Here is a 26,073-nt window from a genome sequence, read left to right as displayed (position 1 = left end):
GCACCCGTAGGCTGAAGACGCGTCACGGTTTTCGGCCATTCGTCGTCGTTCCATGATACGGATTTGTACTTCGCGATCCCGGCAAGAGCAGCGCTTTATCCAATCTGTTCGCTTCATCAGCAGTTTGTATTGTTCCAAGAGGTGCGCGCATCCCATCATACCTGCAACGTAATTAAACAATTCGCCTTGGTATCGACGTGCTTTTGACATGGCTAGGTTACTGGCCTCGTCCATAAGTTCTCTGCACAAAGGAGATCGCTATGTTTGAACGCGAGTTGACAATAAACGGGGTTCTGAACGATCCGCTTATCGGTCTGGTAATGCGAGCCAACAGTATTTCTTACGTTCATCTGCACAGTTTGCTGAACAACGCGCGCGAGCGGCAGTTGACCTGATCTGGCAGCTGATTTCTTCAAAGACGGTGACGGACGTGATATCCCTTGGATTCAACGTTCGCATTGTGAGGCTCTAATGGTTCTGTCCCTGTCTGGCGTTCGCAAGTCTTACACGACCACCGAGGGGACAATCGAGATACTGAGCGGTATCGACCTTGATATCGCGGCAAGCGAAAGCGTGGCCCTGACCGGTGAATCTGGCAGTGGCAAGAGTACCCTTCTTCATCTGGCAGCAGGGCTCGACCATCCTGACAGCGGCTTGGTGTTGATGGGAGGGCAGGATATTGCGTCGTTTGATGACCGAGAGCGTGCCAGGTATCGCAGAACCCAGGTCGGCATTGTGTTTCAGCAATTTAATCTCATCCCGTCGTTAAACGTCGCGGCAAACATATCGTTTCACGCCAAGTTAGCCGAAAGGTACGATCCGATATGGGAAGCCACGCTCACGAAAGAACTGGGCTTGAGACCTTATCTGGCCCGATACCCGGAACAGCTTTCTGGCGGGCAACAGCAGCGGGTGGCGATCGGGCGAACCCTGGCGGCGAGACCTCCGCTCATCCTGGCAGACGAACCCACCGGAAATCTTGACGAGGCCACCGGCGATACGGTTCTTGATTTGATGCTTTCGCTTGCACGCAGCGCCGGGTCTGCGCTTCTTCTTGTCACCCATTCATCGAGGTTGGCGGATCGACTGGATCGGAAAGTTGTCTTGCGGAGTGGGCGGATCGCCGGATGAGGCTTGTCGCATTCACAGCCTTGTTGTCCCACTGGCGTCGCAAGCCGCTGCAATTACTGACACTGGTGATGGGCATCGCGCTGGCAACGGCGCTCTGGTCCGGCGTGCAGGCCATCAATGCCGAGGCTCGCGCGAGCTATGCTCGGGCAGCATCCGTTCTTGAGCAGGGCGCTCTGTCTCAAGTCGTGTCCAAGGCCGGCACCGGTATTTCGATCCGGTCCTACGGCAATCTTCGCCGTGCAGGGTGGAACGTGTCCCCTGTAATCGAGGGTATGGTTCGTTTCGGCACGTCACGCATCAGGCTGATCGGCATCGATCCGCTTAGCATGCCGAAGGAAGGGCAGATGGCACCGGTTTCGGACGGCTCCGAACTTTTAGCGTTCCTTTCGGCCCCCGGGCAGCTTGTTGTCTCGGCCACAACGGCAAACACGCTGCGTGGCAAAACGGATTTGGGTATCAAGGTCTCGGATCGTGTTCCGGATGACGCGGCCTTCGTGGATATTTCGGTCGCCGACCGGTTGCTTGAGAGGAATGGAATGGTCACCCGGCTCGTTGTCGCCCGCGAGCAAAAGACCGGATTGCTATCCATTGAAGACATTGCACCCGAATTGGTGCTGAGGGAAAACAACGATCAGCCGGATGTCGCTCGTCTCACAGACAGCTTCCATCTCAACCTCACAGCGTTCGGTTTCCTCTCTTTTGTAGTCGGACTTTTCATCGTCTATTCGGCAACCGGATTGACGTTCGAACAGCGACGAGGAACGTTCCGTACATTGCGTTCGCTGGGCATCTCTCAGTCGGCACTTGCAACCATGCTGATGATCGAACTCGCCGGGTTGGCACTTGTGTCTGGGCTGATCGGCGTCATTATGGGGTATTTCATTGCGGCGGCTCTGATGCCCGGCGTGGCGACAACTCTGCGCGGTCTCTACGGCGCGAGCGTGTCAGGTTCGTTGACAATACGACCGCAATGGTGGGCAACCGGGCTGGCGATCGCGCTTGGCGGAACGGCGATCGCGTCGGCGCAAAGCCTGTGGCGGGTCTGGACGTTGCCGATCCTGGCGGCCGCTCAGCCAAGAGCTTGGGCAAGAGCTTCAGGATCGGCGCTGACCTACCAAGCCGGGGCGGGAGGAATATTGCTGGGTCTCGGGGTAGTATTGGCCGCTATCGGGTCCGGGCTTGTCGTGGGGTTCGCGGTGCTGGGGTGCCTGCTGTTGGGCGCCGCTCTTCTGCTGCCGCCGTTTCTCTCCATCAGTATTTCCGTTGCAGAACGCATGTCTCGCGGGGCTTTGACACAATGGTTCTGGGCAGATACACGCCTGCAACTGCCAGGCCTGTCGCTCGCGCTGATGGCGCTTTTGCTCGCATTGTCGGCAAACATCGGCGTAGGAACCATGGTCTCAAGTTTCCGGCTGACATTCACGGAATGGCTGGATCAACGGCTGGCAGCGGAACTCTACGTGACCGCCCAGGATGAAGAGCAAGCCAGACGGCTTAGGGAATGGCTTCCACAGCACGCCACAGCGGTGCTTCCAATCTGGAGCGTTGAGCGCGATGTGCTGGGAGAGCAATTGCAGATCTTTGGCGTGGCTGACGATCCGACCTACCGCGACCACTGGCCGTTGATCGTCGCTGACGCAGACGCCTGGGACAAGATTGCCTCGGGAACGGGTGCTCTCATAAATGAGCAGATGTGGCGTCGTGGCGACGTAAAGCTTGGCCAGACTATTGCCATGCCCGGCGGCTGGAATGTCAATGTGGTGGGAACCTATTCTGATTATGGCAATCCCAAAGGGCAGGTCATCGTCGGAATAGACAGCCTGGTCACACATTATCCCGATGTGCCCAAACTGCGTTACGGCGTCCGGGTGCCGCCCGAACGCGCGCAAGATCTCAAGCGGCAGATCGTCAGTGAGTTCGGCCTTCCGCAGACCGCAGTGATCGATCAGGCTTCTCTCAAGCAGCAATCGAAGGCTATCTTCGAGCAGACATTCACCGTAACCGGTGCCTTGAATGTGCTGACGTTGGGTGTCGCCGGATTTGCGATGTTTGCCAGCTTGCTGACATTGTCCGGCATTCGCCTTCCTCAACTGGCACCGGTCTGGGCCATGGGCATCCGGCGGCGTGATCTGGCGTTTTACGAGATCGCCCGCACTCTTGCACTGTGGCTCGCCACCTTTCTTGCCGCCATTCCTGTGGGCCTTGGATTAGCGTGGGTGCTTTTAACAATCGTCAATGTGCAGGCATTCGGCTGGCGTCTGCCGATGACGGTCTTCCCGCTAGACTGGGTGTGGCTGGGCGCAGTGGCGCTCATTGCCGCTCTTTTATCGGTTGCCGTGCCTGTCCGCCGTCTGGCAACGATCAATCCCGCCGACTTGCTCAGGATATTCGCCAATGAACGCTAGAAAGTTGGCCGCAATGCTGGCGGCAATACCCATAGCCATCTCCGCTGGAAGCAGCCAGTCGCAAGGCTTTGCCGGACTCGGGTCCGATGCCGGCGGTTTCGCAATGCCTGAGCGCGGGCATGCACTATCGTTCCCGGCCGACCATGGTGCTCACCCCAATTTTCGGATCGAGTGGTGGTACGTGACTGCCAATCTGCAAGGAGGGGATGGCAAAATCTATGGAGCACAGTGGACGCTGTTCCGGTCAGCCTTGGCACCCGGAAACAGTGAAGGGTTTTCTGATCCCCAGGTCTGGATTGGTCATGCGGCTGTTACCACGGACGACCGGCATTACTTCGCTGAGCGTTTCGGCAGAGGAGGCGTAGGGCAGGCGGGGGTTAGCGTCGCACCTTTTGAAGCCTGGATCGACGATTGGCAGATGAAGGGGGTGTCGCCGTCGACCCCGGATGTGCTGGATGATCTTTCGCTTTCCGCCAGTGGAAACGACTTTAGCTACGCTCTGAACCTGAAGGCAAACGGACCTCTCGTTTTGCAGGGTGATCGCGGCTTCTCCGTTAAATCGGCAGCCGGTCAGGCGAGCTATTATTACTCGCAGCCTTTCTACCAGGTTTCAGGGGCAATCAAGATTGCCAACAAGGATGTCAAGGTCACAGGAAAGGCATGGCTTGATCGGGAGTGGTCGTCTCAGCCGCTTGCGAACAATCAGACCGGGTGGGATTGGTTCTCGCTCCATTTGGACTCGGGTGAGAAGGTAATGGCCTTCAGGCTCCGCGACGACAAAGACGGGTTTGTCTCGGCGAATTGGATTACGGCTGATGGGCAGACTACGCCGATGTCGAATGACGACGTGCGTTTGACGCCTGTACAGCAAGCCAAGGTAGACGGGCGCGATATGCCGGTTGGATGGCGCATCCAGATACCGACCAAGTCTCTGGACATCACAACCAGGCCGTTGAACGAACGGTCCTGGATGGAAACGTCCCCGCCATATTGGGAGGGTCCCGTCATCTTCGCAGGGAGCACAACAGGCATCGGGTATCTCGAGATGACTGGCTACTAGTTTGCCTCATCGCGACGCAGACGTTCGATTGTCCAGGCTCTTGCGGGTGGTAGGCCGACCATCGCGCCGAACGGCCGCCCATTTGGTCAACGAACGGCAGTGGCCACATAGGTTCATCGCGGCGGTCATAAATCGCCGACAAATCCGGTCTTAACTTTGGCGTTTCTTTAGCCGCAGACGCTCAATGATACTGCGGCCCGAGCCTTCGACATGCTGACCGATAACGCGCGCCGCTTCTTCGGCATCCTGTGCCTTGATACAGGCTATCAACTGGCGGTGCTCCTCCAGTACGTTGGCTCGGCGGCTGAGTGGGGTTGGAAATCCGCGACCGATGGCACCGAGAATCTGGCGATGTCGCACCCAAAGATCGACCGCGTGTCGATTATAGTGCCTGTCGTACATCAGCCGATGGAACTGTAGATCGAGATCAGAGTGTTGTTCCTCGTCGGCATAGTTGAGTGTTTCGATTTCCATTTGTATGCGCTCGAGGTCGTCAATGTCTTGGAGGGTGGCAATCCCAACGAACCAACGTGTCAGAGCAGGCTCTATCAATACCTCGATTTCGCAGATGTCGCGAACAAACTCCTCATCGATCGGTCGAACTCGGGCGCCGCGATTGGGAGTCATGAGAACGAAGCCCTCACCCCGCAATTGTTGAAGCGCTTCGCGAATGGGATTTGTTGATGTTCCCATTCGACTGGCAAGCTCCGATACCTTCAGACGCTCATTCGCCACAAGCCGACCGTTGATGATGTCGTCGCGCAGGCGCTCATATACCGACGATTCGGCATCTTCGGGTTGTTCATCGCCGACGGCACGGGCTTGGCTTATGTTGGTTATCGCGCTCATAAGTACCGCTTTTAATCCATCATATTGGTCTTTGCAAAGCGTAAAAAAGCATAGATTATACATTTATATTGACAAATAATGTACGATTTGTAAGTTGATGTCGACGCAAGGCCGGGAGGATGTCTGGCCAACGTGTTGGAGGAGACCGGTTGACGCCGGTGATCAGGAGGAGAATTCTATGAGATACCAGCGCAAACTGCGCGGCCTTGTCGTTTCGACAGGGTTGTTGGGAATTGCTGTATGCGGACTGATCGCGCCGGCCCATGCACAGGACTACAAGCAGGCTCCCACTCTTGAGGAGCAGGTCAAGGCTGGAAAGCTTCCTGCGGTCAACGATCGGTTGCCCGAAAAGCCTTTTGTCGAGACGATGATCGATGGCGTGGGAAAATACGGTGGCACTCTTCGCACAACCATCCTCGCCAATGGTGACCAGTATAACCTGACCCGCACCATCGCCAACGAACTTCTCGTTCGTTGGGATCCGCAATGGAAGAAGGTCGTGCCATCACTGGCCGAGGAATTCACCGCATCCGATGACGCAACCACTTACACATTCAAGCTGCGCAAGGGCTTGAAGTGGAGCGACGGCCAGCCCTTCACCGTCGATGACATCATGTTCTGGTATGAAGATGTCTTCATGAATAGCGCGCTATCGCCTGCGAAAAACCCGACCTTCACGGTCGCTGGAAAGCCGGTCAAGGTTCGCAAGATCGATGAGCAGACCGTCGAGTTTAAATTCGACACCCCTTACGGCCTGTTTATTCAGCAACTGGCTTATGGCCAAGGCCATCTACCGGTCATTTATCCCAAGCACTATCTCAGCCAGTTCCACGAAAAGTACAACAAGGACGGCATTCCTGCCCTTTTGAAGTCCAACACTGCGGCCGGTGATTGGGTCGCGCTTTTCAACTCTAAGGTCTCACTGACTTTTCAGCCGACATACTGGCAGAATCTGGAGCTGCCGACGCTGAACCCATGGGTGCTGACTGTTCCTTATGCGGATAGTGAACGTGTGGTGGCCAAGCGTAACCCCTATTACTGGAAGGTCGACACCGACGGCAACCAGTTGCCGTACATCGACGGCATCACATGGGCAAAACTTGACGATCCGCAGTTGATGGCGCTGAAAATGACATCAGGCGAGTTCGATTTTGCGTTCCGCCACATCAACAATTCCACCTTCAAGTCTGTCCTTTTCGATGGGCAGGAAAGCGGTAATTACAAATTTGTGGATGTTAAGGATCTGCCAGCAAACGACGCCACCATTCTGCTCAACCTCAACTCCACCGATCCGGTGAAGAAGAAGCTGTTTCAGAACAAGGATTTCCGTATCGCTCTCAGCCATGCGATCAATCGTCAGGAAATCATCGATCTGGTTTACGTCGGACAAGGCACGCCTGCACAGGTCGCCGTTCAGCCTGAACATGAGTTGTTCAATGAGCGCGAAGCCACGCAATACACCGAATACGATCCGGCAGCGGCCAACGGCATGCTCGACAAGATCATGCCCAAGAAGGACGGTGAAGGATACCGTCTGGATGAGAGCGGCAAACGCCTGACCATCAACTTCATGGTGGCTGATGTCTTCGGTCTTTCCTACCCTGACGTCATGCAGATGGTGCAGCAATATGCCAAGGACATCGGCATCGATATCCAGCTGCGCACGACGGACCGCGCTCGTCTCAACACCATGTGGGCTGCCAATGAGCAGGACGCCTACATCTGGAATTGCGTTGGCGGGCTTTCGGAAGTCTACACCGATCCGCGTTGCTATATGCCGTTCCAGAAAGCGGACATCTTCTTTGCCGTGCGTTGGGCTGAATGGTACGCCAATCACGAAACAGGTGAAGAACCGCCTGAACAAGTGAAAGCGCTGATGGCGGCTTACGACAAGGTCAATGCATCAGCCAATGATGCAGACCGGAAGACACGGATGGAGGAGTTCCTCAATCTTTCAGCGGACAATTTCCTGAACATCGGCATTTCACGCCCCAAACCGAAATACATGATGGTTTCCAAAAACCTGAAGAATGTCGTCAATGGCATTCCGATTACCGGAAACCTGTGGCACCCGGCGCCCACGCTGACGCAGTGGTATTTCGACAAGGCCAAATAAACGCTTCCTCCCTGGTCGGCGGTGATCTACGGGCCATCGCCGGCTCCCTTCGATCCAATCGAATGGTGCAGTTCCATGCTTCGATATATTGCCAAGCGGCTCGTGTTCGCCATCCCGACACTGTTTGCCGTCTCCATCATCGCGTTTATTATTATCCAGTTGCCACCGGGAGATTATCTCACGACCCTGATGGCTGACTGGGCAAGTCAGGGCGGCGCCGTAGAGGCGGGAACCGTTGCGGCCATGCGCGAACGCTATGGCCTCGATCAGCCCATGTATTTCCAGTATTACAAGTGGATAGCTGGCATTATCACCCATGGTGATTTTGGCATGTCGTTCGAGCTTGGCAAACCTGTCACGGAACTGATCTGGAGCCGCCTCGGCTTCTCCATGTTGCTTTCGTTGCTGACGCTGTGCTTCGTATGGGCCATCGCTATTCCGATCGGCATTTTGTCCGCCGTGCGCCAATATTCGATTTCCGACTACACAGCGACTTTTTTCGCATTCTTCTTCCTCGCCGTGCCTGATTTCCTGGTGGCGCTTTCCTCCATGTATCTGATGTCGGTCTGGTTTGGTCAAAGCGTTGGTGGATTGTTCTCGCCTGATTTGATTGATGCGCCATGGAGCTTTGCCAAGCTTCTGGACTTTGCCCAACACGTCTGGCTGCCGGTCATCGTTATCGGGCTCGGTTCTCTTGCCGCGCTTGTCCGCATCATGCGTGCCAATCTTTTGGACGAGTTGTCCAAACCTTACGTCACCACCGCGCGCGCCAAGGGCATGTCGGAATTCGAACTCCTGATCCGCTACCCTGTGCGGCTGGCCCTCAACCCGCTCATTTCAACACTCGGCTGGATTTTGCCTGCGGTCATTTCCGGTGAAATCATCGTGTCAGTCGTGATGAGCCTGCCCACGACCGGGCCGCTGCTTCTCCGCGCCCTTCTTGCTCAGGATATGTATCTCGCAGGATCTTTGATCCTTCTGATCTCGGTTCTTACGATCATCGGAACCCTGATCTCCGACATCCTGCTCGCGCTTACCGATCCACGGATACGCCTCCAATGACAGATATCACGCATCTCCCCACTGATCCCGGGCCATCGGTTCATCTTCATGGCAAGGACATCGCCGTTGCAGGTCAATGGAAACTGTTCTGGCTGAAGTTCAAGAAGCACAAGATCGCGCTCGTCAGTCTCGTCGTGATCTGCGCCATGTATCTCATCGCAGCCTTTGCGGACTTCATCGCCCCCGTCGATCCGAACGCGACCAATGCGCGCTTCACCTATGCACCACCGCAGGGAATCTCGCTGTTTCACGATGGTTCGTTCCTGCCGCATGTCGACCAGTTGAAAATGACGCTGAACACGGAATCGATGCGGCGCGAGTTTGTACCCGACCCTGCAAAACCAGTGCTGGTCGGCTTCTTCGTGCCTTCGCAACCCTATAACCTGCTTGGCTTCATCCCCATACAGACCAAGCTTTTCGGTCTGGCTGATGCCAAACCGGGCGATAGCCTTTATATCTTTGGCGCTGACCGTCTGGGTCGCGATATCTTCTCCCGTGTCGTTCACGGCGCGCGTATCTCGCTCTCCATTGGTCTCGTCGGCGTCTTCATGAGCCTTATTCTCGGCGTAACGATTGGTGGTATTTCCGGCTTCTTTGGCGGCTGGGTCGATCTTTTCATACAGCGCGCCATAGAGCTTCTGCGCTCGATTCCAACCATTCCGTTGTGGATGGGGCTCGCCGCCGCAATTCCTGTCGGCTGGCCACCGCTTCGAACTTACTTTGTCATCACCCTCATCGTGTCGCTTATTGGCTGGACAAGTCTTGCGCGAGAAGTGCGCGGAAAATTCCTGTCACTGCGCAATGAGGATTTTGTGACGGCGGCACGTCTGGATGGCATGAGCGAAATCGGCATTATCTTCCATCATCTCGTACCATCCTTCATGAGCCACATTATTGCGACCGTCACGCTGGCGATCCCGACGATGATCCTTGCCGAAACTGCCCTGTCATTCCTCGGCATCGGGCTTCAGCCACCGATCATCTCCTGGGGCGTGTTGCTTCAGGAAGCGCAGAACATTCGTGCGGTTGCGCAGGCACCATGGCTGCTGTTCACGCCTGCGGCGGCAATCGTCATCGCCGTCCTTTCCCTCAATTTCCTTGGCGACGGCCTGCGTGATGCCGCAGACCCGTACGAGTCGGTGTGATGAACATGACAAGTGACACAATCCTGAAGGTCGAAGACCTGAAAACCTATTTCCCCACCCGTACTGGCGTGTTCAAGGCGGTGGACGGCGTTTCGTTCGAACTGAAACGCGGCCAGACACTCTGTGTCGTTGGCGAATCCGGTTCTGGAAAATCAGTAACTGCCCGTTCGATCCTGCAAATCGTCGACAAGCCGGGCCGTATCGAAAGCGGTTCCATCATCCTTGCAAAGCGGGAAGGCAATGCCGTCGATCTGGCCAAGCTTGACCCACGTGGCAAGGAAATCCGGGCCGTTCGCGGCAAGGAAATCGCCATGATCTTTCAGGAACCCATGAGCTCTCTGTCGCCCGTCCACCGGATCGGCGAGCAGATTGGTGAGGCACTGCGTATTCACTTTGGCACGCCCAAACGCGAAAGGCGTGAACGTGTTCTGGAACTGTTGCGGCAGGTGGAAATTCCCCGCCCTGAAACCGCAATCGACCGCTACACGTTCGAGTTTTCCGGCGGCATGCGCCAGCGTGTGATGATCGCCATGGCGCTCGCCTGCAATCCATCTGTTTTGATCGCTGACGAGCCGACAACAGCGCTTGACGTCACGACGCAGGCGGAAATTCTTGACCTCATCAAGAAACTGCAACAGAGCCATGGCATGGCGGTGCTGTTCATCACCCACGACATGGGTGTCGTGGCCGAAATCGCCGACGAGGTTCTGGTGATGTATCGCGGCAAGGTCATGGAGCATGGCCCGGTCGATCAAATCTTCCATTCGCCTCAGAACGATTACACCCGCGCCCTGATCGGCTCCGTCGTGAAACTGGAAAAGAAAGCCGAAGTCCGCCTTTCCCGCCCGCCGATTAGACCGGACACGCCAGCGCTGATTGAAGTCAAAAACCTTTCGCTGGTATTCCCTTCTGGCTTAAAAGCCGTGAACGACGTGTCGTTGTCCGTCCGTCCCGGCGAAACCCTCGGCATCGTTGGCGAATCCGGTTCCGGCAAAACCACCATGGGTCGCTGCCTCCTGCGCATCTATGACCCGCAGGAAGGCGAGATCAATTATCGCCGTCCGGACGGCGGCGTTATCGACCTGTGCGCTTCCGACAAAAACGAACTGAAAAGTATCCGCCGGGAAGTCCGCATGATCTTTCAGGATCCTGTCGGATCCCTCAGCCCGCGCAAAACCGTGGGTCAAATCATTGCAGAACCCCTGAAACTCGCAGGCGTCAAAGGCAAGGAACTGGATGACCGTGTTGCCGAACTGATGCAACAGGTCGGGCTGGAACCGGCATGGCGCGAGCGATATCCGCATGCCTTCTCAGGTGGCCAGCGTCAGCGTATCGGCATTGCCCGCGCCATTTCCGTCAGGCCACGCCTGATCGTTGCGGATGAAGCAACATCAGCGCTGGACGTATCGCTGCGTTCGCAGGTTCTGGACCTGATGATGAAGCTTCAGGACGAACTCGGCCTGTCCTATGTGTTCATCTCCCACGACATGTCGGTCATTCGTTATATGTGCGACCGCGTGGCCGTGATGTATCGCGGACGGATCGTTGAAGAGGGCGAGACCGATCAGGTCGTCAACAATCCGGCCCACGATTACACGCGTGCGCTGCTTTCCGCCATTCCCCATCCCGATCCGCGTGATCGCCGCATCCAGAAGCGCTTCCGCTACGCCGATGCTCAAGCTGCTCAATAAACGGAATTCGTCATGAAAATCACACAGGTCAAAATCATCGTCTGCTCTCCCGGGCGCAATTTCGTCACCGTCAAAATCTTCACGGATGAGGGTCTGACAGGCGTTGGCGACGCGACACTTAATGGTCGTGAAAAGGCAGTTGCCTCCTATCTGGAAGACCATATCGCACCTCTGCTGATAGGACGTGATCCTTCACGCATCGAAGACATCTGGCAGTATTTCTACAAGGGTGCTTACTGGCGGCGTGGCCCTGTAACCATGGCTGCTATCGCAGGTATCGATACCGCCCTTTGGGACATCAAAGCAAAAGCAGCCAATATGCCGCTTTATCAGCTCCTTGGCGGAGCCAGTCGTGAAAAGGTGCTGTGCTACACCCACGCGCAGGGACGCGATATCGCAGAAGCCGTTGAAGCTGTCGGTCGACGCAAGGAAGAGGGTTATAAGGCCATCCGTGTACAATGCGGCATACCCGGACTGCCGGATGTCTACGGCACCGGCGCAAAGTCCGTTACCAACAATGCGGAAGATGACGCGGTACCGCATGAGGAAACGTGGTCCACATCCAAATATATGCGCCACATTCCCAAACTGTTCGAGGCCGTTCGTGAAGCCCATGGTTGGGATATCGAGCTTCTGCATGATGCCCACCACAGACTAACGCCCATAGAAGCGGCACGTGTCGGCAAAGATCTTGAGTTTGCGCGACTGTTTTGGCTGGAGGACACAGTCGCCGCTGAACATCAGGAAGGTTTCCGCCTGATCCGCAAACATACGACCACACCGCTGGCCGTGGGCGAAGTGTTCAACACTATCTGGGACGCCCGGCTGCTGATCGAAGAGCAGCTTATCGATTATATCCGCACCACGTGCGTCCATGCAGGCGGCGTGACCGCGCTTCGCCGCATCATGGATTTTGCCAGCATTTACAATGTGCGGACCGCCTGCCACGGCGCAATGGACATGTCGCCCATATGCCTCGGCGCCAATCTCCATCTTGATCTGTGGGTGCCGAATTTCGGCATTCAGGAATATTCGGGCTATCTCCCAGAAATCTTGGAAGTCTTCCCCGGCGCATGGAGCCTCAAGGATGGCTACCTGCATCCCGGCGATGCCATTGGCCATGGCGTCGATATCGATGAGGAACTTGCTGCCAAATACCCATACCAGCGCGCCTACCTGCCCGTAAACCGTCTGGAAGACGGCACTTTGTGGCACTGGTAGGAGGGGAGATACATATGAAAATCACTGCCATAAAAACCTACGCGGTAAAGGTTGGTATCCGGAACCAGCTATTGGTGAAAATAGAAACGGACGAAGGGATTTTCGGCTGGGGCGAAAGCGGTCTTTCGGGCCGCGAGAAAGCCGTTGTCGGCGCACTGGAACACTATGCAGAATTCTTGCGTGGGCGAGATCCATTCAAGATTGGCTCGTTGTGGCAGGAGATGTATCGCAGCCAATATTTCGAAGGCGGGCGCGTCCTTCAGGCCGCAGTGTCCGCCATCGACATCGCGCTCCATGACATCAAAGGCAAGGCGCTTGGCGTGCCGGTCTATGATCTTCTGGGCGGCAAGCAGCGGAATCATATTCCGACCTTCGCAACCACTTACGCCGCCCCTGGGCCTGAAATGATTGATCAGGCCAAGATGCTGATTGAGCATGGCTGGACGGCGATGCGGCTTTCTCCCTCGGGCCATGAAGAGAAACAAATCTACGAGCCACGCGAACACATTGCCACGACGGCAAAGTGGCTGGTGAAGGCCCGTGAAGAACTTGGAGAGGATGTCGTGCTCGGCATCGATTACCATCACCGTCTCACGGTGGCAGAAGCCGCCAGCTTCTGCCAGAAAATGCCATCAGGCACACTCGACTTCCTCGAAGAACCCATTCGTGACGAATCCCCGGGGGCTTATGAAGCTCTGCGACGATTAACCGATGTTCCCTTTGCAATCGGCGAGGAGTTCTCCTCAAAATGGCAGTTCCAGCCCTATATCGAGCGTGACATCCACCAGTTCAATCGTCTCGATGTTTGCAACGTGGGTGGCCTGACGGAGTCGATGAAAGTCGCTGCCTGGAGTGAAACACACTACGTGGATATGATGCCACATAATCCTCTCGGTCCCATCTGCACGGCAGCGACCTTACATTTCTGTGCGGCAGTGCCGAATTTTTCTTGGCTGGAAACGCGTGCTAGTCCAGCAGAGACCCATCTGGGTTTCGACAATTCAGATTTCTTTCCCGTACAGCCAAAACTTGAAGGTGCCGTTTACACCGTCTCCGATGCACCAGGACTCGGCATCGAAGTCAATGAGAAACTATTGGCCAAGCAAGACTTCGAGTTTTGGGAGGCACCCCATCTCAAACGTCGCGATGGGTCTGTGACGAACTGGTAGTCTCGCTGCGGTATGGGGACGGCGCGTCGAATTCCTACAGACGGTAGGCCGTTTCCATCACAGCTTGGCGCTTCGTCGGATCGAAAGCGCCAGCAGCCGTAACTACTGGGATCTTAGGGCTAAACGAAATCCTAAGCGGTGGCCTGCCAGCATCCCATCTCTAGATGCTGCCAGGATGATATCGTACAATCACTGGAAGAGCGTTGCGGGAAGTTTTGCCGGCGCGGTTTGTGAACTTCCGATCAAGCCGCCACCGGCTGCACTCTGCGTTGGCGGGTCACTTTTCGCACCGGGCTTTTCAGTGCCACAGACCCTGTATCGCTGAGCGCCGATATCACCGCCTGAGTGAGTGAGGCGGACACGAAGTCGGCGCTTATTTCCTCCGGATCTATTTGCTTATAACTTTCGCCATCGGTCATCGGCATCAAGATGCCGACCCGCAGCGAAGGCCTGATACGCTTCAGACGGCGCACGACCTGGCGGGCGTGCGACTTTGAGTTTCCGTTGAGAAATGTAACGACAACCGTGTCGATGTCATCATCCACCAGTGCCTTTAAATCACGCCCGTCAATGATGCTATGATCGCCCTGTCTTATCTGCGCGCCCTGAACCACAAGCACTTGCGACAGCATCGCGGATGCAGCGTCATCCATCGCTCCTCTGCCTCCAAAAGACAGGATCGATTTTCCTGCACCATCCGGCAGCGTAATTGTCTCTTTGGTCTCAGGCGTTCCAGACTGTTCGTCTTCTGAAGTTTCCTCTTCACCCGCAAATTCGGCTAGGTTTTCGATGAGAGTTTGCGTGCTGGACGCAAGGAGAACGATCTGGGTTTCCGACATGACACCACGCTGTCGGTCGGCTTCACCGAGCATTAAGGCCGGAAGACCGACTTTTTCGTAATAGTCGATCAGATATTCCTCTTCGAGAAACTCTTCCGCATTATCCGTCGCCTCGTTGGGATCGCCGGACAGCAGACGTTGATAGAGTTTTTCCTGCGGCTGGAGGACGGGCTCGTTTCCGAGGAGAACATCGAGAAAGCTGAACTCCGGCACATATCTTCCAAGCACGACCAGGCACACGGTGAGGGGCGTAGACAACATCAGCCCTAGCGGTCCCCACAGCCATGACCAGAAGATCGCGGAAATGATGATCGCCAAAGGAGACAGGCCGGTGTGGCTACCGTAAAGCCACGGTTCAACGACATTGTTGCTGACCAGTTCAGTAACAATGAAAAGTGCTGCGACCCATGCCATCAGTGACCAGCCGGGGGAGATGGCCAGAGCAAGAAACAATGGCAAGATCATTCCGATGACAGGACCGATATAGGGCACAAAACGCAAAACGAGTGTCAGCAGACCCCAGAGGATTGCGTTTGGAATGCCAAGCACCCACAGCCCGATGGTGATGGGAAAAGCATAAAGCGCATTCACCACCAATTGCATGAGAAGATATTTTCCAACCCGCTTTCCGGCGTCCTGAAGCGCCGACGTGGTGCGATGGAGATCACCTAAGCCGACCAGCCGAATGAACCTGTCACGAAGATCCTCGCGTTCTATCAGCATAAAAATCACAAGAACGATGACGAGACCTGCGGTGGCAAATGGGCTGATCAGCGGAAGGATAAAGTTTCCAAGTGTCTCGATTGGATGAGATCGTGTGACGATTTCGACCAGCATCGGTTCGCGCGGCGTTGGTGCGGTGGTCGTCGTCGTGTCATCCTGACTTTCCACAGCACGCGTCTGCAATTCCGATCCGACCCTTTCAACCACCTTGCTTAGATGTTCCAGCACGCCGTTGCCGGACCCTGCCTGACTGAGCGCCTGCACTTTCGTGACGATATTGCGCTGATATGTCGGGATGTTTTCTGCGAGATTGGTGACCTGCGTGGCGACGACGAAGCTGAACAACGCAATTGCCATAAAGGCGGAGGCGACCGCCAAGATGACCGCAGCAATCTTCGGAACGGATCGTTTACGAAGAAACGAAACAATCGGCGCGAGCGTGAAGGTGAGGAGCAGGGATAGAGCCAGTGGCACGAATATGTCCTGCCCAACGCGCAGAATAACTGCAACACCAATCAGGATGAGGATCGTTCGTCCAGAAAGCTTCGTGTTGGCCAGCGGACCTTGACTAGAAACGGCCATAAGCTTTCCGATATCGTTTGATGTTGAGGAGATAGAGCCCATCAGTCGCTCACCGCCTGATGCCCTGACCAATTAAGAGTGATCTGTGCCATGTCCGCACCTGCTGCATGAAGAGCAGCTTTAACTCGCGAAAGACATTAAAGATGCAACGTACCGCGCACATCTTTCGTCCCGGTAGGTGGCGCTGCGAAGGGGCTCTAGATCGGGTTGCGACAAAATGAGTTTGGCATTTGCCTTAATCGCTTTATGGAGCTGACAGGTTTTCGTCTTTTGAATATTTCACATCAGGTCAATATGGAAACGTCGCTTTATCTACCCGTCAAAACCTTTCTTGAAGCAGCCGGTTATACGGTCAAAGGTGAGATTGGCGGCTGCGATATGGTTGGAGTTCGTGAGGGCGACCCGACCGTTGTGGTCATCTGCGAACTGAAGCTGAGCTTTAATCTGGAGCTCATCTTACAAGCTGTTGACCGTGCAACCGTCTCCGACGAGGTGTGGATTGCCGCGAGAATTTCCTCCAAGGGTCGGGGACGTGAGGCGGACAAGCGTTATCGCGATCTCTGCCGCAGGCTCGGCATCGGGATGCTGGGGGTGACGGGTGCGGGCGATATCAGTGTTTTTGTCAGTTCCGTTTCGCCAATGCCACGCGCCAACCCCAAGCGTCGCACACGGCTGGTGAATGAACACAGGAAACGAAGAGGTGATCCCGCGCTGGGTGGCTCCACCAAAATCCCGATCATGACAGCCTATCGTCAGCAGGCTCTGGCCTGCGCCAGCGCTTTGGTCAACGGTCCACTTCGTCCGCGCGACCTTAAAGCCGTGGCGCCGACGGCGGGCAAGATTTTGCTCAACAATTACTACGGCTGGTTTGTGAAAATCGAAAAGGGTGTGTACGGCCTGAGCGATGCCGGGCGACTGGTGCTGTCAAATGGGTTGAATGCACAGGATTTGCCGTAAGGTGAACTTAACCCTGTCCTTGATCAGCCGCTCTTGAACGCAACGCTCCGCGTCCCCATTCCTATAGGGCTGGGACATATCTCTTTTTTGGAGTGAGGTTGCTATGACGGCAAGAACATGGAACGCCAGCGGTACATCGGAGGATTTCGCAGATGGTGCGGAACGGCTCCGTCGTCTGAGACGACTTTCGGGCATCGCGCGCCTCATGGATACGGCGATCGGCATTCCCGGCACGCGCATCCGTTTTGGTGCCGATTCCATCATGGGCTTGTTGCCTGTCATCGGCGATGGCGCAGGCGCTATGGTCGGTCTCTACATCGTCAATGAAGCCCGCCGCCTCGGTGTTCCAAAAGAAAAACTGACCCGTATGGTTGGTAATATTGCCATGGATGCGGTTGTCGGCAGCGTGCCTTTGGTTGGAGACCTGTTTGATGTCTACTTCAAATCGCACCGCCGCAATGTCGATATGATCATTGATCATTTTGGCATCCACCGCGACGAGTTGCGACGTAAACGCTCGTCCGCGTGACCGCCGGTGGCACATCCCAAAAACATCCCCGGGTAATTTGAAGGTTCTGCGACGGCGGCTTTTCGCTCAAACCCAACAACGCGTGCGACCTTAAATTTGCCTCAGAAACTCAAGGATCAACGCCGAGACGTCACTTGGCCGCTCTTGCTGGAGCCAGTGTCCGGCATCCGGAAGAGCGTGGGAGCCGCGAAGGTCTGGAACTAACCTCCGCATGCCAGCGATAATTTGATCCATGCCCGGTACGCTGAGCCCGTGTCACGATCACCGATCATGGAACAAGGCCGGGACCGTGACCATCTGGCCAGCATTGCTTTGTTGTAGTTCCCAATTTCGATCCAGATTGCGATAATAGTTCAATCCTCCCGTGAAACCAGAAGCCTTGAATGCAGCCGCTGTTGTGGTTCGACCACAACAACACGCTCCCCTCGCATGGAGCTTCAGGATATCGATTGCCTCATGAATTCTTAAACCGTCCAACAGACGTCTGATGCTGCCTGGTTTTTATCGTGCAACACCATCCGTAGTACGTATGGCCCCAGGAGGCGCCATACGTATGTGTTTTTTTGTCGTCACTTATCGTGCGGGACGTAGTTGCAGGCGCGATACGCCCGCTGCTACGTTCAGACCCAAACCTGCTTCAGCGCTCAGTGGCTGGAGGCCGAAGTTCTTTGCGTTGCCGCCGACGAGTGCATTGGCTCCGAGCCCGATACCAACTGACGCGCGAGCGGATGCACCGACGTAAGTTCCAGCCAAGCTGCCTTGGCCAATGGTTGTTGGCTCTGTGTTGACGACCACCCAGCTTATATAGGATTTGCCTGTTACACCGACGTCAAGGCCTAGCTTGCCGATAGTGCCCGTGTAACGTTCCACCTTGCCGGTACGCTGCTTGAACTGGCAATCGACCGCACGGCTGGAGCCGACGAGAAGGCCGATGCCGCCTGCCACTTCGCAGGACAATGTTCCCAGACGCTGCTTGGGTTGAGACACCACCTTCTCCGCAGGCTTTCTGTTGTGATGCGTGCTGGCAGCAGATGCGGCAGATGTCATGGCCATTGCACCGGCAACAGCGAGGATGAGTGTTTTTTTCATATCGTATCTCTTTTCATGTAAAGAATGTTGCCGGACTTTCGACGATCTTTTGACGGATCGTGAGCAGGCCGAACGGGAAGGGCCAGGTGTGTCTCGCACACATCGATGTCGCTGAAGACCGGTCTCGATGAAATGTCGGAGGCAATCTGGATCGCCTTGTCCACGGCAGCAACGCTGGACGCTTTGCCGGTAAGCATGACGATACCAAAAGAAACTTCGACGTCGATCTGGCAATCTTCCAGACCGTGCGCGTAGGCCAGTAACGATTTGATCGCGGCACCGGTTGCATAATGGCCTGAAGTTGACTCTGTGTGTGTCGAGAGAACGGGAAAGAGCATGTGGGCTGGCCTCCTTGGATCTGGCTCGCCATTGCCGTCGAGCCAGATTGCTGGATGGACGCTTATTTGAGCGCGCCCTTGACGGCATCTATACCTTTGCCCACGGTGCTTTGTGCTTCGCCAGCGATCTTTTCGCCCTTGCCTTCGGCTTCAAGCTTCTTGTTGCCGGTCAGTTTGCCGGCTGCTTCCTTGATTGTGCCCTTCAGTTCCTTGGCGGCACCTTCGATACGGTTCTTATCCATGATGTATCCTTCCTAAAACTGTAATCTCAATCGTATGACGCCTGACAGTCGTAAGGACGACAAGCATCATGGCATTGGAGATACAGCGGCGACGGACGCTTTCACAGATCGTGAAGTACTATTCGAATTGGTAGAAAATAACCTTTTTTATCAATTTCTGCCGATTTTTGGTTATGTCGTGGATTTACGCCGTGGAGTGGTTTTGGTTGTCGCTGGCGCGCCGGTAAATCCACGCTCACGGGCCCATATGACGGCTGCCGCCCGGCGGTTGACGCCAATCTTTCCATAAAGGGATGCTATGTGATTGCGGATCGTATTCTTTGAGAGATGGAGAGTTTCGCCCATATCCGCATCGCTTTGGCCATTGCAGATCAGCCCCAGGATTTCACGCTCGCGATCGCTCAATTCCATCAACTGGGCAGTGGGTGCCGCTGTCGACTGGTGTTTGAGCGTTGCAAGGCGATCGACGATGGAGCGGCTGAACCATGACGTATCAGCCATGACGCTTTCGATGGCTTCGACAAGCTGTGCTTCGCTCCGTCTACGCTCCGTCACATCCTGAATTGCCCAGATCACGCATTGCTCGTCATTGATTTCGACCCGCTCGGCAGACACGAGGCAGTCTGCCACGCCGCCATCCTTCAGACGCATGCGCAAAGGCTCGTTACGAACGAAAATATTGTCGCGCAGCTTTTGCTCCAGCGCGCGCCTTGCAGGAACGTCTTCGAACAGGCGCAGATCGCCAGCGGTACGGCCGGTGATTTCTGTTAGGCCGTAGCCGAAGATTTGCAAAAACGCGTCGTTTGCTTCCGTAAAAACGAAGTCATCCAGCCGGGAAACGGCGGCAGGTGCCGGGGATAGCCTGAAGGATTTGGAGAAGCGTTCCTCGCTCTGGCGCAACGCATTTTGGGCTTTTCGTCTTGCGTCCAGATCGGCAAAGGTGAAGAGCATGCACGGCTCCTCGATCACGGAAATCGGTTCGCCTGCGACGATGACCAGACGGTCACCGCCACCAGGCAGCGAAACAAGCGCTTCGCGATGACGGATCACGCGCCCGTCGTCCAGCTTGGTCAGCGCATCCTCGCCCGTTTCGCAGTTTGAAAACAGACCAATCGCCTCCACGGTTTTTCCGACCACGTCTTCCTTCGTAAAGCCCGTCATCTCAAGGAAGCCTTCGTTGACGCGAATAAAGCGGTGGTCATCCAGCCGGCAGATCAGCCCCGGTGCGGGGTTGGCGTTGAATGAGCGTTCGAACCTCTCCTCCGCCTCAAAGCGCGGCGTCTCGTCTCGCAAAATAAGAGCCAGGACATCCGGCTTGTCGGTTCCGTCGGAAATGATCATGCTCCGCACGGTGTGGACCCAGACGAGATCGAGATCGCTGGACGGCGAGATTTCCACGGTCACATCATCCACCGTGTCCCCAGATAACAAGCGCTCGAGCGGGTATTGGCCCTCCTCCAGAAGATGGTTGTTTCGATAGCGCAGAGTGAAGAGACGACGGTACTCTCTGGCGTTGGCGCCCAACTCTTCAATGCTCGCCACGCGGTGCATCTCCAGCGCGGAACTATTTGCCCAAGCGATATTGCCATTGGGCTCCAAAAAGATGACCCCATCACTCAACCCCCCAATGAGTTCCTGAAGGCTGCCTCGATTGATCTTAGGGGGCTGGGGAATATCGTTCATCGCATATCTCGAAATATAATCGTTGGAACATACGTCGCATTCTTATGGCCAGTGGAAAAGAAGAAAATCCTGACATCATAGACAAGCAGGCCGACCTCAGCCTCAACGTGCATCGCTCCTATCGACCTGGATGACTATGATGTATCATCGATAAGGGGACGAAAATGCGCCCATCCCTAATTTACCGGTTTGGTGGCAAAATCGTGCGTCACAGTGACACGCGCGCCAAATGATCGCGCGATAATTGAGCGCAGTGCGCCCGCTTAGCCTTTCTATTACACAACGGAATATTATCACTCATTGAAGGAGGTTAAAGTGTTTGACGGTTTCAGCGCTGAGATTCTAGCGCGTATCCAGTTTGCTTTTACTGTGTCTTTTCACTTTATATTTCCGGCATTTTCCATTGGCACGGCAAGCTATCTCGCCATTCTCAATGCGCTTTGGTTGTGGAAGCGCGATCCGGTTTATCTCAAACTCTTCGAATACTGGAAACCGATCTTTGCCATTACCTTTGGCATGGGCGTGGTTTCGGGCATCGTGATGAGCTATCAGTTCGGCACCAACTGGGCAGTGTTTTCCGACAAGGCCGGGCCGGTTATCGGGCCATTGATGGGATATGAAGTTCTAACGGCATTTTTCCTTGAAGCAGGCTTTCTGGGCATAGCTTTGTTCGGGCGCAAACGCGTGGGCGATAATCTGCATATGTTTGCCGTGGCCATGGTTGCCATCGGCACGCTGATTTCCGCGACCTGGATTCTCTCTGCCAATAGCTGGATGCAGACGCCACAAGGCCATATCATGGGCGAGAACGGACAGTTCATGCCGCAGGACTGGTGGAAGATCATCTTCAATCCGTCATTTCCGTATCGATTGGTTCACACGGTGTTGGCGGCATTTCTGACCACGGCTTTTGGTGTGGGCGCGGTGGGTGCGTATCATTTGCTGCGTGATCGCAGCAATCGTCAGGCGCGGGTGATGTTTTCCATGGCCATGTGGATGGCCGCCCTGGTCACCCCTATCCAGATTTTCGTTGGCGATCTCCACGGCATTAACACGTTGGAACACCAGCCCGCGAAAATCGCCGCGATGGAAGGTCATTATGAAACGCATCGCGGCGCACCGCTCATCCTTTTCGGTCTGCCCGATGACAAGGCTGAGGTGACCCGCTACGCGCTGGAAATTCCCAAGCTCGGTTCGTTAATCCTCACCCACAGTCTGGATGGCGAGATCAAGGGGCTGAAAGAATGGGACCGCAACGACAGGCCCCCAGCGCTCATTCCATTTATCACGTTCCGCGTTATGGTTGGTATCGGCATGCTGATGCTCGGACTTGGCATGTGGTCGCTCTGGGCGAGATATCGCCGCTGTCTGTACGATAACCGGCTTTTGCACCGTGCTGCCGTGTGCATGGGACCATCGGGTTTCATTGCGGTTTTGGCGGGTTGGTACACCACGGAAGTCGGTCGTCAGCCATGGACGGTCTATGGACTGCTGCGAACCTCCGAAAGCCTATCGCCGGTCGATGCGCCCGCAGTGGGTGCATCGCTGTTAGCCTTCATCGTGGTGTATTTCATCGTCTTCGGGGCAGGTGTATTTTATCTGCTACGACTGATGCACCGCACACCGATCTTCGATGAGGACCACGAACTTGATCACGCGCCGGTGCGCGCCGCCGGCATCACACCCGGTCTTGCTCAGGAAATGCATTCGGGAGACCGTCATGATGTTTGATCTTGCGTTTATATGGGCGGGGCTGATCGCTTTTGCCGTGCTGGCCTATGTCATTCTCGATGGCTTCGATCTCGGCATCGGCATTCTTTTTCCGCTGTTTCCCAAACGGCATGACCGGGATGTCATGACCAACTCCATCGCCCCGGTCTGGGATGGCAACGAGACGTGGCTGGTGCTGGGCGGCGGCGGCTTGATGGCGGTGTTTCCGCTGGCCTATGCCACAGTGCTGCCAGCCCTTTACATGCCGATCATCCTCATGCTGCTGGGGCTGATTTTTCGTGGCGTCGCCTTCGAATTTCGCTGGCGTACGAACCGCGGCAGCATCTGGTGGGATGCGGGGTTCTTCGTCGGTTCTACCATTGCGGCGTTTATGCAGGGCGTGGCACTCGGCGCACTGGTTCAGGGTATCCGCGTGGTCAATCGCGCTTATGCAGGCGGCTGGTGGGACTGGTTGACGCCGTTCAGCATCGTCACAGGGCTGGCCGTTGTCGTCGGTTACGCGCTGTTGGGCGCAACATGGATCAACCTCAAAACGACAGGTGAGCTACAGGCACACGCACGAAAAATCTCTATGGCCACAGGTGCAGGAACGCTGCTGCTGATCGGCGTCGTAAGCATTTGGACGCCGTTTATCGACCGTGTCTATTTCGAGCGCTGGTTCGGCTGGCCCACGGCATTTTTCTCGGCGCTTGTGCCGCTGCTGGTGGTGACATGTGCGGTGGCGTTGTGGCATGGACTGTTACGTGAAAAAAGCGTTCAGCCATTTCTGGCTGCGCTCGGCCTGTTCATAATCTGCTTCGCTGGTATCGGCATCAGCTTTTATCCATATATCGTGCCGGGTTCACTGACGATCTGGGAAGCGGCAGCGCCTGAAAGCTCTCTGGCCTTCCTCCTGGTGGGCGCAAGCGTGCTTATCCCCATCATCCTTGCCTATACCGGATATGCCTACTGGGTGTTCCGCGGCAAGATCGATCCTGAAGAGGGGTATCACTGATACCAAATCCGTCTCCCCATACGCCCCTGCCAAAAAGACTTTTATGGTTTGCAGGCATCTGGCTGGTCAGCGTGCTGGCGCTGACAGTGGTGGCCTATGCGATCCGACTGATGATTATGCCGTAACTATGGATAGGAATCGTTTCTTCCGTGAGCCAGATTTGACCAACGCAAATTATATTTATTGGGGGAGGGCTGATCTACATCAGCTGCGGCATGTTCGGGATCGTGTTGATCTTTAATGACACCATGGTTTGATATCTGCTCTCCATGGTGAGAGCCGAAGCATTTTTGGCTCTGGGCAAGGTAGAGCCGAAATAGGTGAGTGCGGAGCCGGACATGGCTTAGGAGGTCGCAGTAACAAGGAGCGGTAATGCGGCTTGCACACCTCGTTCTCTTAACGCATTCATGGCAAAACTACCCAACGAAATTTCGCAGGGGAACCGCTACTGATCCAACGGAAACCTGCATGGGTTGGCTGAGGTTTGATGATAAATAAGTCGTTTTGGGTAATGCTTTTGCTACTTGCGGTACCCGTTTTCTCGCTGATCGCAGTTCAGATCGATACGAGCTCCGGAGCCTCGATCGGCGGTGGCGGCTATGATCTCGGTCCGTTTCTGTATTCGTGGCTTTTGATTATCGTCACAACCGTGTGGTCCCTCTGCACGTTTGCAGCTGCGATAATTCATCGTGAGCGGACCGCGAAAATACGAGCTTTGTTTTTGACTGCTATTGGTTTTGCGACCTTCGTAGCTGTCCTGCTACTTTACCGAACAAACCTTTCTTAAGCTATGAGACACTCACCGGCTTTGAGCGAAGTCTGTTGGCTGTGGCGGGGTCGGCGCGTCGGCAAAGCTGCGGCGGAAGGCCTTTCATGATCAGTTCCGCGTCCGCGACTGCCATAGAGCCGAGCTTGTAGAAGGCATCGCGCGTGCCGCCCGTGCGATGTGCGGAAAGCAGCAGGCCCGGGATCGAACGGACGGGATCATCCGCCGCCACTGGTTCATCGGGAAACACGTCCGTTGCCGCGCGGACATGGCCGGATTTTACGGCGTTCAGCATGGCGGGGAAATCGACCACGGCAGCGCGGCTCATCAGCAGGAAAGCCGAGCCCGGCTGCATGACGTCGAACTGACGTTTTCCAATGAAACCCTGATTTTCGCTGGTCACGCTGGCAAAGACATAAACCACACGGGATTTGGAAAAGACCTCATCTAGAGTGCTGGGGATACAGTCCAAACGCTCGATGATCTCTTCCGGCAGCCACGGATCATAGACGCGAACTTCGTTCTTGAACGGACGCGTAAGTTCGCGAAGCTCTCGGCCCAGATCCCCGAACCCAATGATGCCAATGGGTGCTCCGGCATAGCGGAACGTGTCAGCGTTGCCTGCAAGGCCATACTCTTCGGTGCCGTTGCGAAACTGGCGGTCTGCAATGGTTATGCCGCGTGCCAGATCGAGCGCCATGCCGATCGATGCCTCAGCGACAGGCGATGAAAAGGCCGACGCGGGCGTGATCACCCAGATGCCGCGCTCCACACAGGCCTGATAGTCGATATTCGGCAGGAAGTTCGATTCCACATTGATGATCGCCTTGAGCTTTCGTGCTCGCTCCAGCCGCTCTTTCGGCATGTCGGTCTGGCCAAAGATCAGAACGGTATCGGGAAGAAGGGCATCCACCTGCTCCGCAGGTATTTGCCGATCTTCCGAAATGACAAGTTCACCGAGCTTTTCCAACCGGGCGCGAACATCGGGCTCCATGATCAGGTCAAGGGTTCGCGGCAGCGGATCGACGAGCACGATGTTGCGACCTGTCATGAATACCTCCCGTTATGAGACGGCACCTTTCCGTCCCGTTTTTCGTTACCGCGCGGCCCAGTTTGCGCCACGACGGAAGATTTCCCGCATTTGCGGGACGGCAAATTCCTTCGCCTGATGGCCGAGCGCCGAATAGAAAACGCGGCCTTTGCCATAGTTCCGCTTCCACGCCACGGGCATCACCACGCCATTGATCCACCACGCATGATCGCCGGTGAAGGTGGTCGTTGCCAGTACTTCGTTCGATGGATCGACGTGCATATAATACTGTTCCGACGTATAGGGAAAGTCGGTGATGCCTTCCATGATCGGATCATCCGGGCGGGTGATGTTGACCGTGTAATCGATGATGTTACCGGGGTGGGCGACCCATTGACCGCCGATCATGAACTGGTATTCCACGCATTCGCGGAAACTGTCGCCCGCACCGCCATGGTAACCGGCAATGCCTACGCCGTTTTCAACAGCAGCGGCAAGGTTCTTGATCTCTTCCTTCTCGATCTTGGACATGGTGACGATCGGCACCACAAGGCTGAGATCATGCACGGACGGGTCGGCAAAGGCCTCGGTGCTGTGCTCGACATAAACCTTGAAACCTTCTTCTTCCAGAAGATCCTTGATGATGACGGAGCATTCCTGCGGCTCGTGACCGCTCCATCCGCCCCAGACTATCAGTGCTTCACGCATATTGTTGCTCCTT

23 protein-coding genes are annotated in these 26,073 nt (G+C 55.6%); 15 read left to right on the top strand and 8 right to left on the bottom strand.

The genetic code is table 11. The annotated features are described in order from the left end of the window. Positions 1–260 precede the first annotated feature (260 nt). From RMR16_RS16690 to RMR16_RS16675, 4 genes are all read left to right on the top strand, one after another. Positions 261–395: a hypothetical protein gene (locus RMR16_RS16690; protein ID WP_320199795.1), complete on the top strand. Its 135-nt coding sequence runs from the start codon at positions 261–263 to the stop codon at positions 393–395. A gap of 76 nt (positions 396–471) precedes the next feature. After that, positions 472–1,131, top strand: coding sequence for an ABC transporter ATP-binding protein (locus RMR16_RS16685; protein WP_320199794.1), 660 nt, complete (start codon positions 472–474; stop codon positions 1,129–1,131). Then, a complete protein-coding gene (locus tag RMR16_RS16680; RefSeq protein ID WP_320199793.1) occupies positions 1,128–3,536 on the top strand; it encodes an ABC transporter permease in 2,409 nt (802 codons plus the stop codon). Before RMR16_RS16685 ends, RMR16_RS16680 begins: the two co-directional genes overlap by 4 nt. After that, on the top strand, positions 3,526–4,596 hold the full coding sequence (locus tag RMR16_RS16675) for a lipocalin-like domain-containing protein (protein ID WP_320199792.1): 1,071 nt from the start codon (positions 3,526–3,528) through the stop codon (positions 4,594–4,596). The genes RMR16_RS16680 and RMR16_RS16675 overlap by 11 nt, the downstream gene beginning before the upstream one ends. Positions 4,597–4,746: 150 nt before the next feature. On the opposite strand, the gene RMR16_RS16670 is transcribed toward RMR16_RS16675, so the two are convergent. After that, positions 4,747–5,445 (bottom strand): GntR family transcriptional regulator, encoded by a 699-nt coding sequence (locus RMR16_RS16670; protein ID WP_413785997.1) that lies wholly within the window; start codon positions 5,443–5,445, stop codon positions 4,747–4,749. Between the two features lie 178 nt (positions 5,446–5,623). Here RMR16_RS16670 and RMR16_RS16665 point away from each other — a divergent pair, with 178 nt between their 5' ends. The 6 genes from RMR16_RS16665 to RMR16_RS16640 all read left to right on the top strand — a co-directional run bounded on the left by RMR16_RS16665 (position 5,624) and on the right by RMR16_RS16640 (position 13,849). Then, on the top strand, positions 5,624–7,561 hold the full coding sequence (locus tag RMR16_RS16665) for an ABC transporter substrate-binding protein (RefSeq protein ID WP_320199790.1): 1,938 nt from the start codon (positions 5,624–5,626) through the stop codon (positions 7,559–7,561). 75 nt (positions 7,562–7,636) lie between these two features. Beyond that, the gene (locus RMR16_RS16660; protein ID WP_320199789.1) at positions 7,637–8,623 is read left to right on the top strand and encodes an ABC transporter permease; all 987 of its coding nucleotides are present in this window, start codon (positions 7,637–7,639) and stop codon (positions 8,621–8,623) included. After that, a complete protein-coding gene (locus RMR16_RS16655; RefSeq protein ID WP_320199788.1) occupies positions 8,620–9,768 on the top strand; it encodes an ABC transporter permease in 1,149 nt (382 codons plus the stop codon). Before RMR16_RS16660 ends, RMR16_RS16655 begins: the two co-directional genes overlap by 4 nt. After that, positions 9,768–11,459: an ABC transporter ATP-binding protein gene (locus tag RMR16_RS16650; RefSeq protein WP_320199787.1), complete on the top strand. Its 1,692-nt coding sequence runs from the start codon at positions 9,768–9,770 to the stop codon at positions 11,457–11,459. Before RMR16_RS16655 ends, RMR16_RS16650 begins: the two co-directional genes overlap by 1 nt. A gap of 12 nt (positions 11,460–11,471) precedes the next feature. Next, on the top strand, positions 11,472–12,680 hold the full coding sequence (manD, locus tag RMR16_RS16645; RefSeq protein WP_320199786.1) for a D-mannonate dehydratase ManD: 1,209 nt from the start codon (positions 11,472–11,474) through the stop codon (positions 12,678–12,680). Between the two features lie 14 nt (positions 12,681–12,694). Then, positions 12,695–13,849, top strand: a complete 1,155-nt coding sequence (locus tag RMR16_RS16640; RefSeq protein WP_320199785.1) for a mandelate racemase/muconate lactonizing enzyme family protein — start codon at positions 12,695–12,697, stop codon at positions 13,847–13,849. Between the two features lie 242 nt (positions 13,850–14,091). On the opposite strand, the gene RMR16_RS16635 is transcribed toward RMR16_RS16640, so the two are convergent. Beyond that, the gene (locus RMR16_RS16635) at positions 14,092–15,993 is read right to left on the bottom strand and encodes an AI-2E family transporter (protein WP_320199784.1); all 1,902 of its coding nucleotides are present in this window, start codon (positions 15,991–15,993) and stop codon (positions 14,092–14,094) included. A gap of 294 nt (positions 15,994–16,287) precedes the next feature. Here RMR16_RS16635 and RMR16_RS16630 point away from each other — a divergent pair, with 294 nt between their 5' ends. After that, entirely contained in the window at positions 16,288–16,950 is a 663-nt protein-coding gene (locus RMR16_RS16630) for a DUF2161 domain-containing phosphodiesterase (protein WP_320199859.1), read from the top strand. A gap of 103 nt (positions 16,951–17,053) precedes the next feature. Next, the gene (locus RMR16_RS16625; RefSeq protein WP_320199783.1) at positions 17,054–17,479 is read left to right on the top strand and encodes a DUF4112 domain-containing protein; all 426 of its coding nucleotides are present in this window, start codon (positions 17,054–17,056) and stop codon (positions 17,477–17,479) included. A gap of 573 nt (positions 17,480–18,052) precedes the next feature. Here the strand turns inward: RMR16_RS16625 and RMR16_RS16620 are convergent. The 4 genes from RMR16_RS16620 to RMR16_RS16605 all read right to left on the bottom strand — a co-directional run bounded on the left by RMR16_RS16620 (position 18,053) and on the right by RMR16_RS16605 (position 20,831). Further along, on the bottom strand, positions 18,053–18,568 hold the full coding sequence (locus RMR16_RS16620) for a DUF992 domain-containing protein (RefSeq protein WP_320199782.1): 516 nt from the start codon (positions 18,566–18,568) through the stop codon (positions 18,053–18,055). After that, on the bottom strand, positions 18,565–18,906 hold the full coding sequence (locus RMR16_RS16615) for a BON domain-containing protein (protein WP_320199781.1): 342 nt from the start codon (positions 18,904–18,906) through the stop codon (positions 18,565–18,567). The genes RMR16_RS16620 and RMR16_RS16615 overlap by 4 nt, the downstream gene beginning before the upstream one ends. 62 nt (positions 18,907–18,968) lie before the next feature. Beyond that, on the bottom strand, positions 18,969–19,148 hold the full coding sequence (locus RMR16_RS16610) for a CsbD family protein (RefSeq protein ID WP_320199780.1): 180 nt from the start codon (positions 19,146–19,148) through the stop codon (positions 18,969–18,971). A 171-nt stretch (positions 19,149–19,319) separates the two neighbouring features. Further along, the gene (locus RMR16_RS16605; protein ID WP_320199779.1) at positions 19,320–20,831 is read right to left on the bottom strand and encodes a helix-turn-helix transcriptional regulator; all 1,512 of its coding nucleotides are present in this window, start codon (positions 20,829–20,831) and stop codon (positions 19,320–19,322) included. Between the two features lie 315 nt (positions 20,832–21,146). Here RMR16_RS16605 and RMR16_RS16600 point away from each other — a divergent pair, with 315 nt between their 5' ends. The 3 genes from RMR16_RS16600 to RMR16_RS16590 are packed head-to-tail and all read left to right on the top strand — an operon-like array spanning position 21,147 to position 23,681. Beyond that, positions 21,147–22,562, top strand: a complete 1,416-nt coding sequence (locus RMR16_RS16600; protein ID WP_320199778.1) for a cytochrome ubiquinol oxidase subunit I — start codon at positions 21,147–21,149, stop codon at positions 22,560–22,562. Continuing rightward, entirely contained in the window at positions 22,552–23,556 is a 1,005-nt protein-coding gene (gene cydB / locus RMR16_RS16595) for a cytochrome d ubiquinol oxidase subunit II (RefSeq protein WP_320199777.1), read from the top strand. Before RMR16_RS16600 ends, cydB begins: the two co-directional genes overlap by 11 nt. Continuing rightward, positions 23,553–23,681 (top strand): DUF2474 domain-containing protein, encoded by a 129-nt coding sequence (locus RMR16_RS16590; protein ID WP_320199858.1) that lies wholly within the window; start codon positions 23,553–23,555, stop codon positions 23,679–23,681. Before cydB ends, RMR16_RS16590 begins: the two co-directional genes overlap by 4 nt. Before the next feature lie 663 nt (positions 23,682–24,344). Here RMR16_RS16590 and RMR16_RS16585 read toward each other — a convergent pair. Next, on the bottom strand, positions 24,345–25,373 hold the full coding sequence (locus tag RMR16_RS16585; RefSeq protein ID WP_320199776.1) for a hydroxyacid dehydrogenase: 1,029 nt from the start codon (positions 25,371–25,373) through the stop codon (positions 24,345–24,347). Positions 25,374–25,418: 45 nt separating this feature from the next. After that, a complete protein-coding gene (locus RMR16_RS16580) occupies positions 25,419–26,060 on the bottom strand; it encodes a ThuA domain-containing protein (RefSeq protein ID WP_320199775.1) in 642 nt (213 codons plus the stop codon). Positions 26,061–26,073: the final 13 nt, after the last annotated feature.

Source organism: Agrobacterium sp. rho-13.3 (assembly GCF_033957765.2).
GTDB lineage: Bacteria > Pseudomonadota > Alphaproteobacteria > Rhizobiales > Rhizobiaceae > Agrobacterium.
The sequence above is the reverse complement of the archived record's forward strand: the minus strand, read 5'-3'. Positions and strand labels throughout refer to the sequence as shown.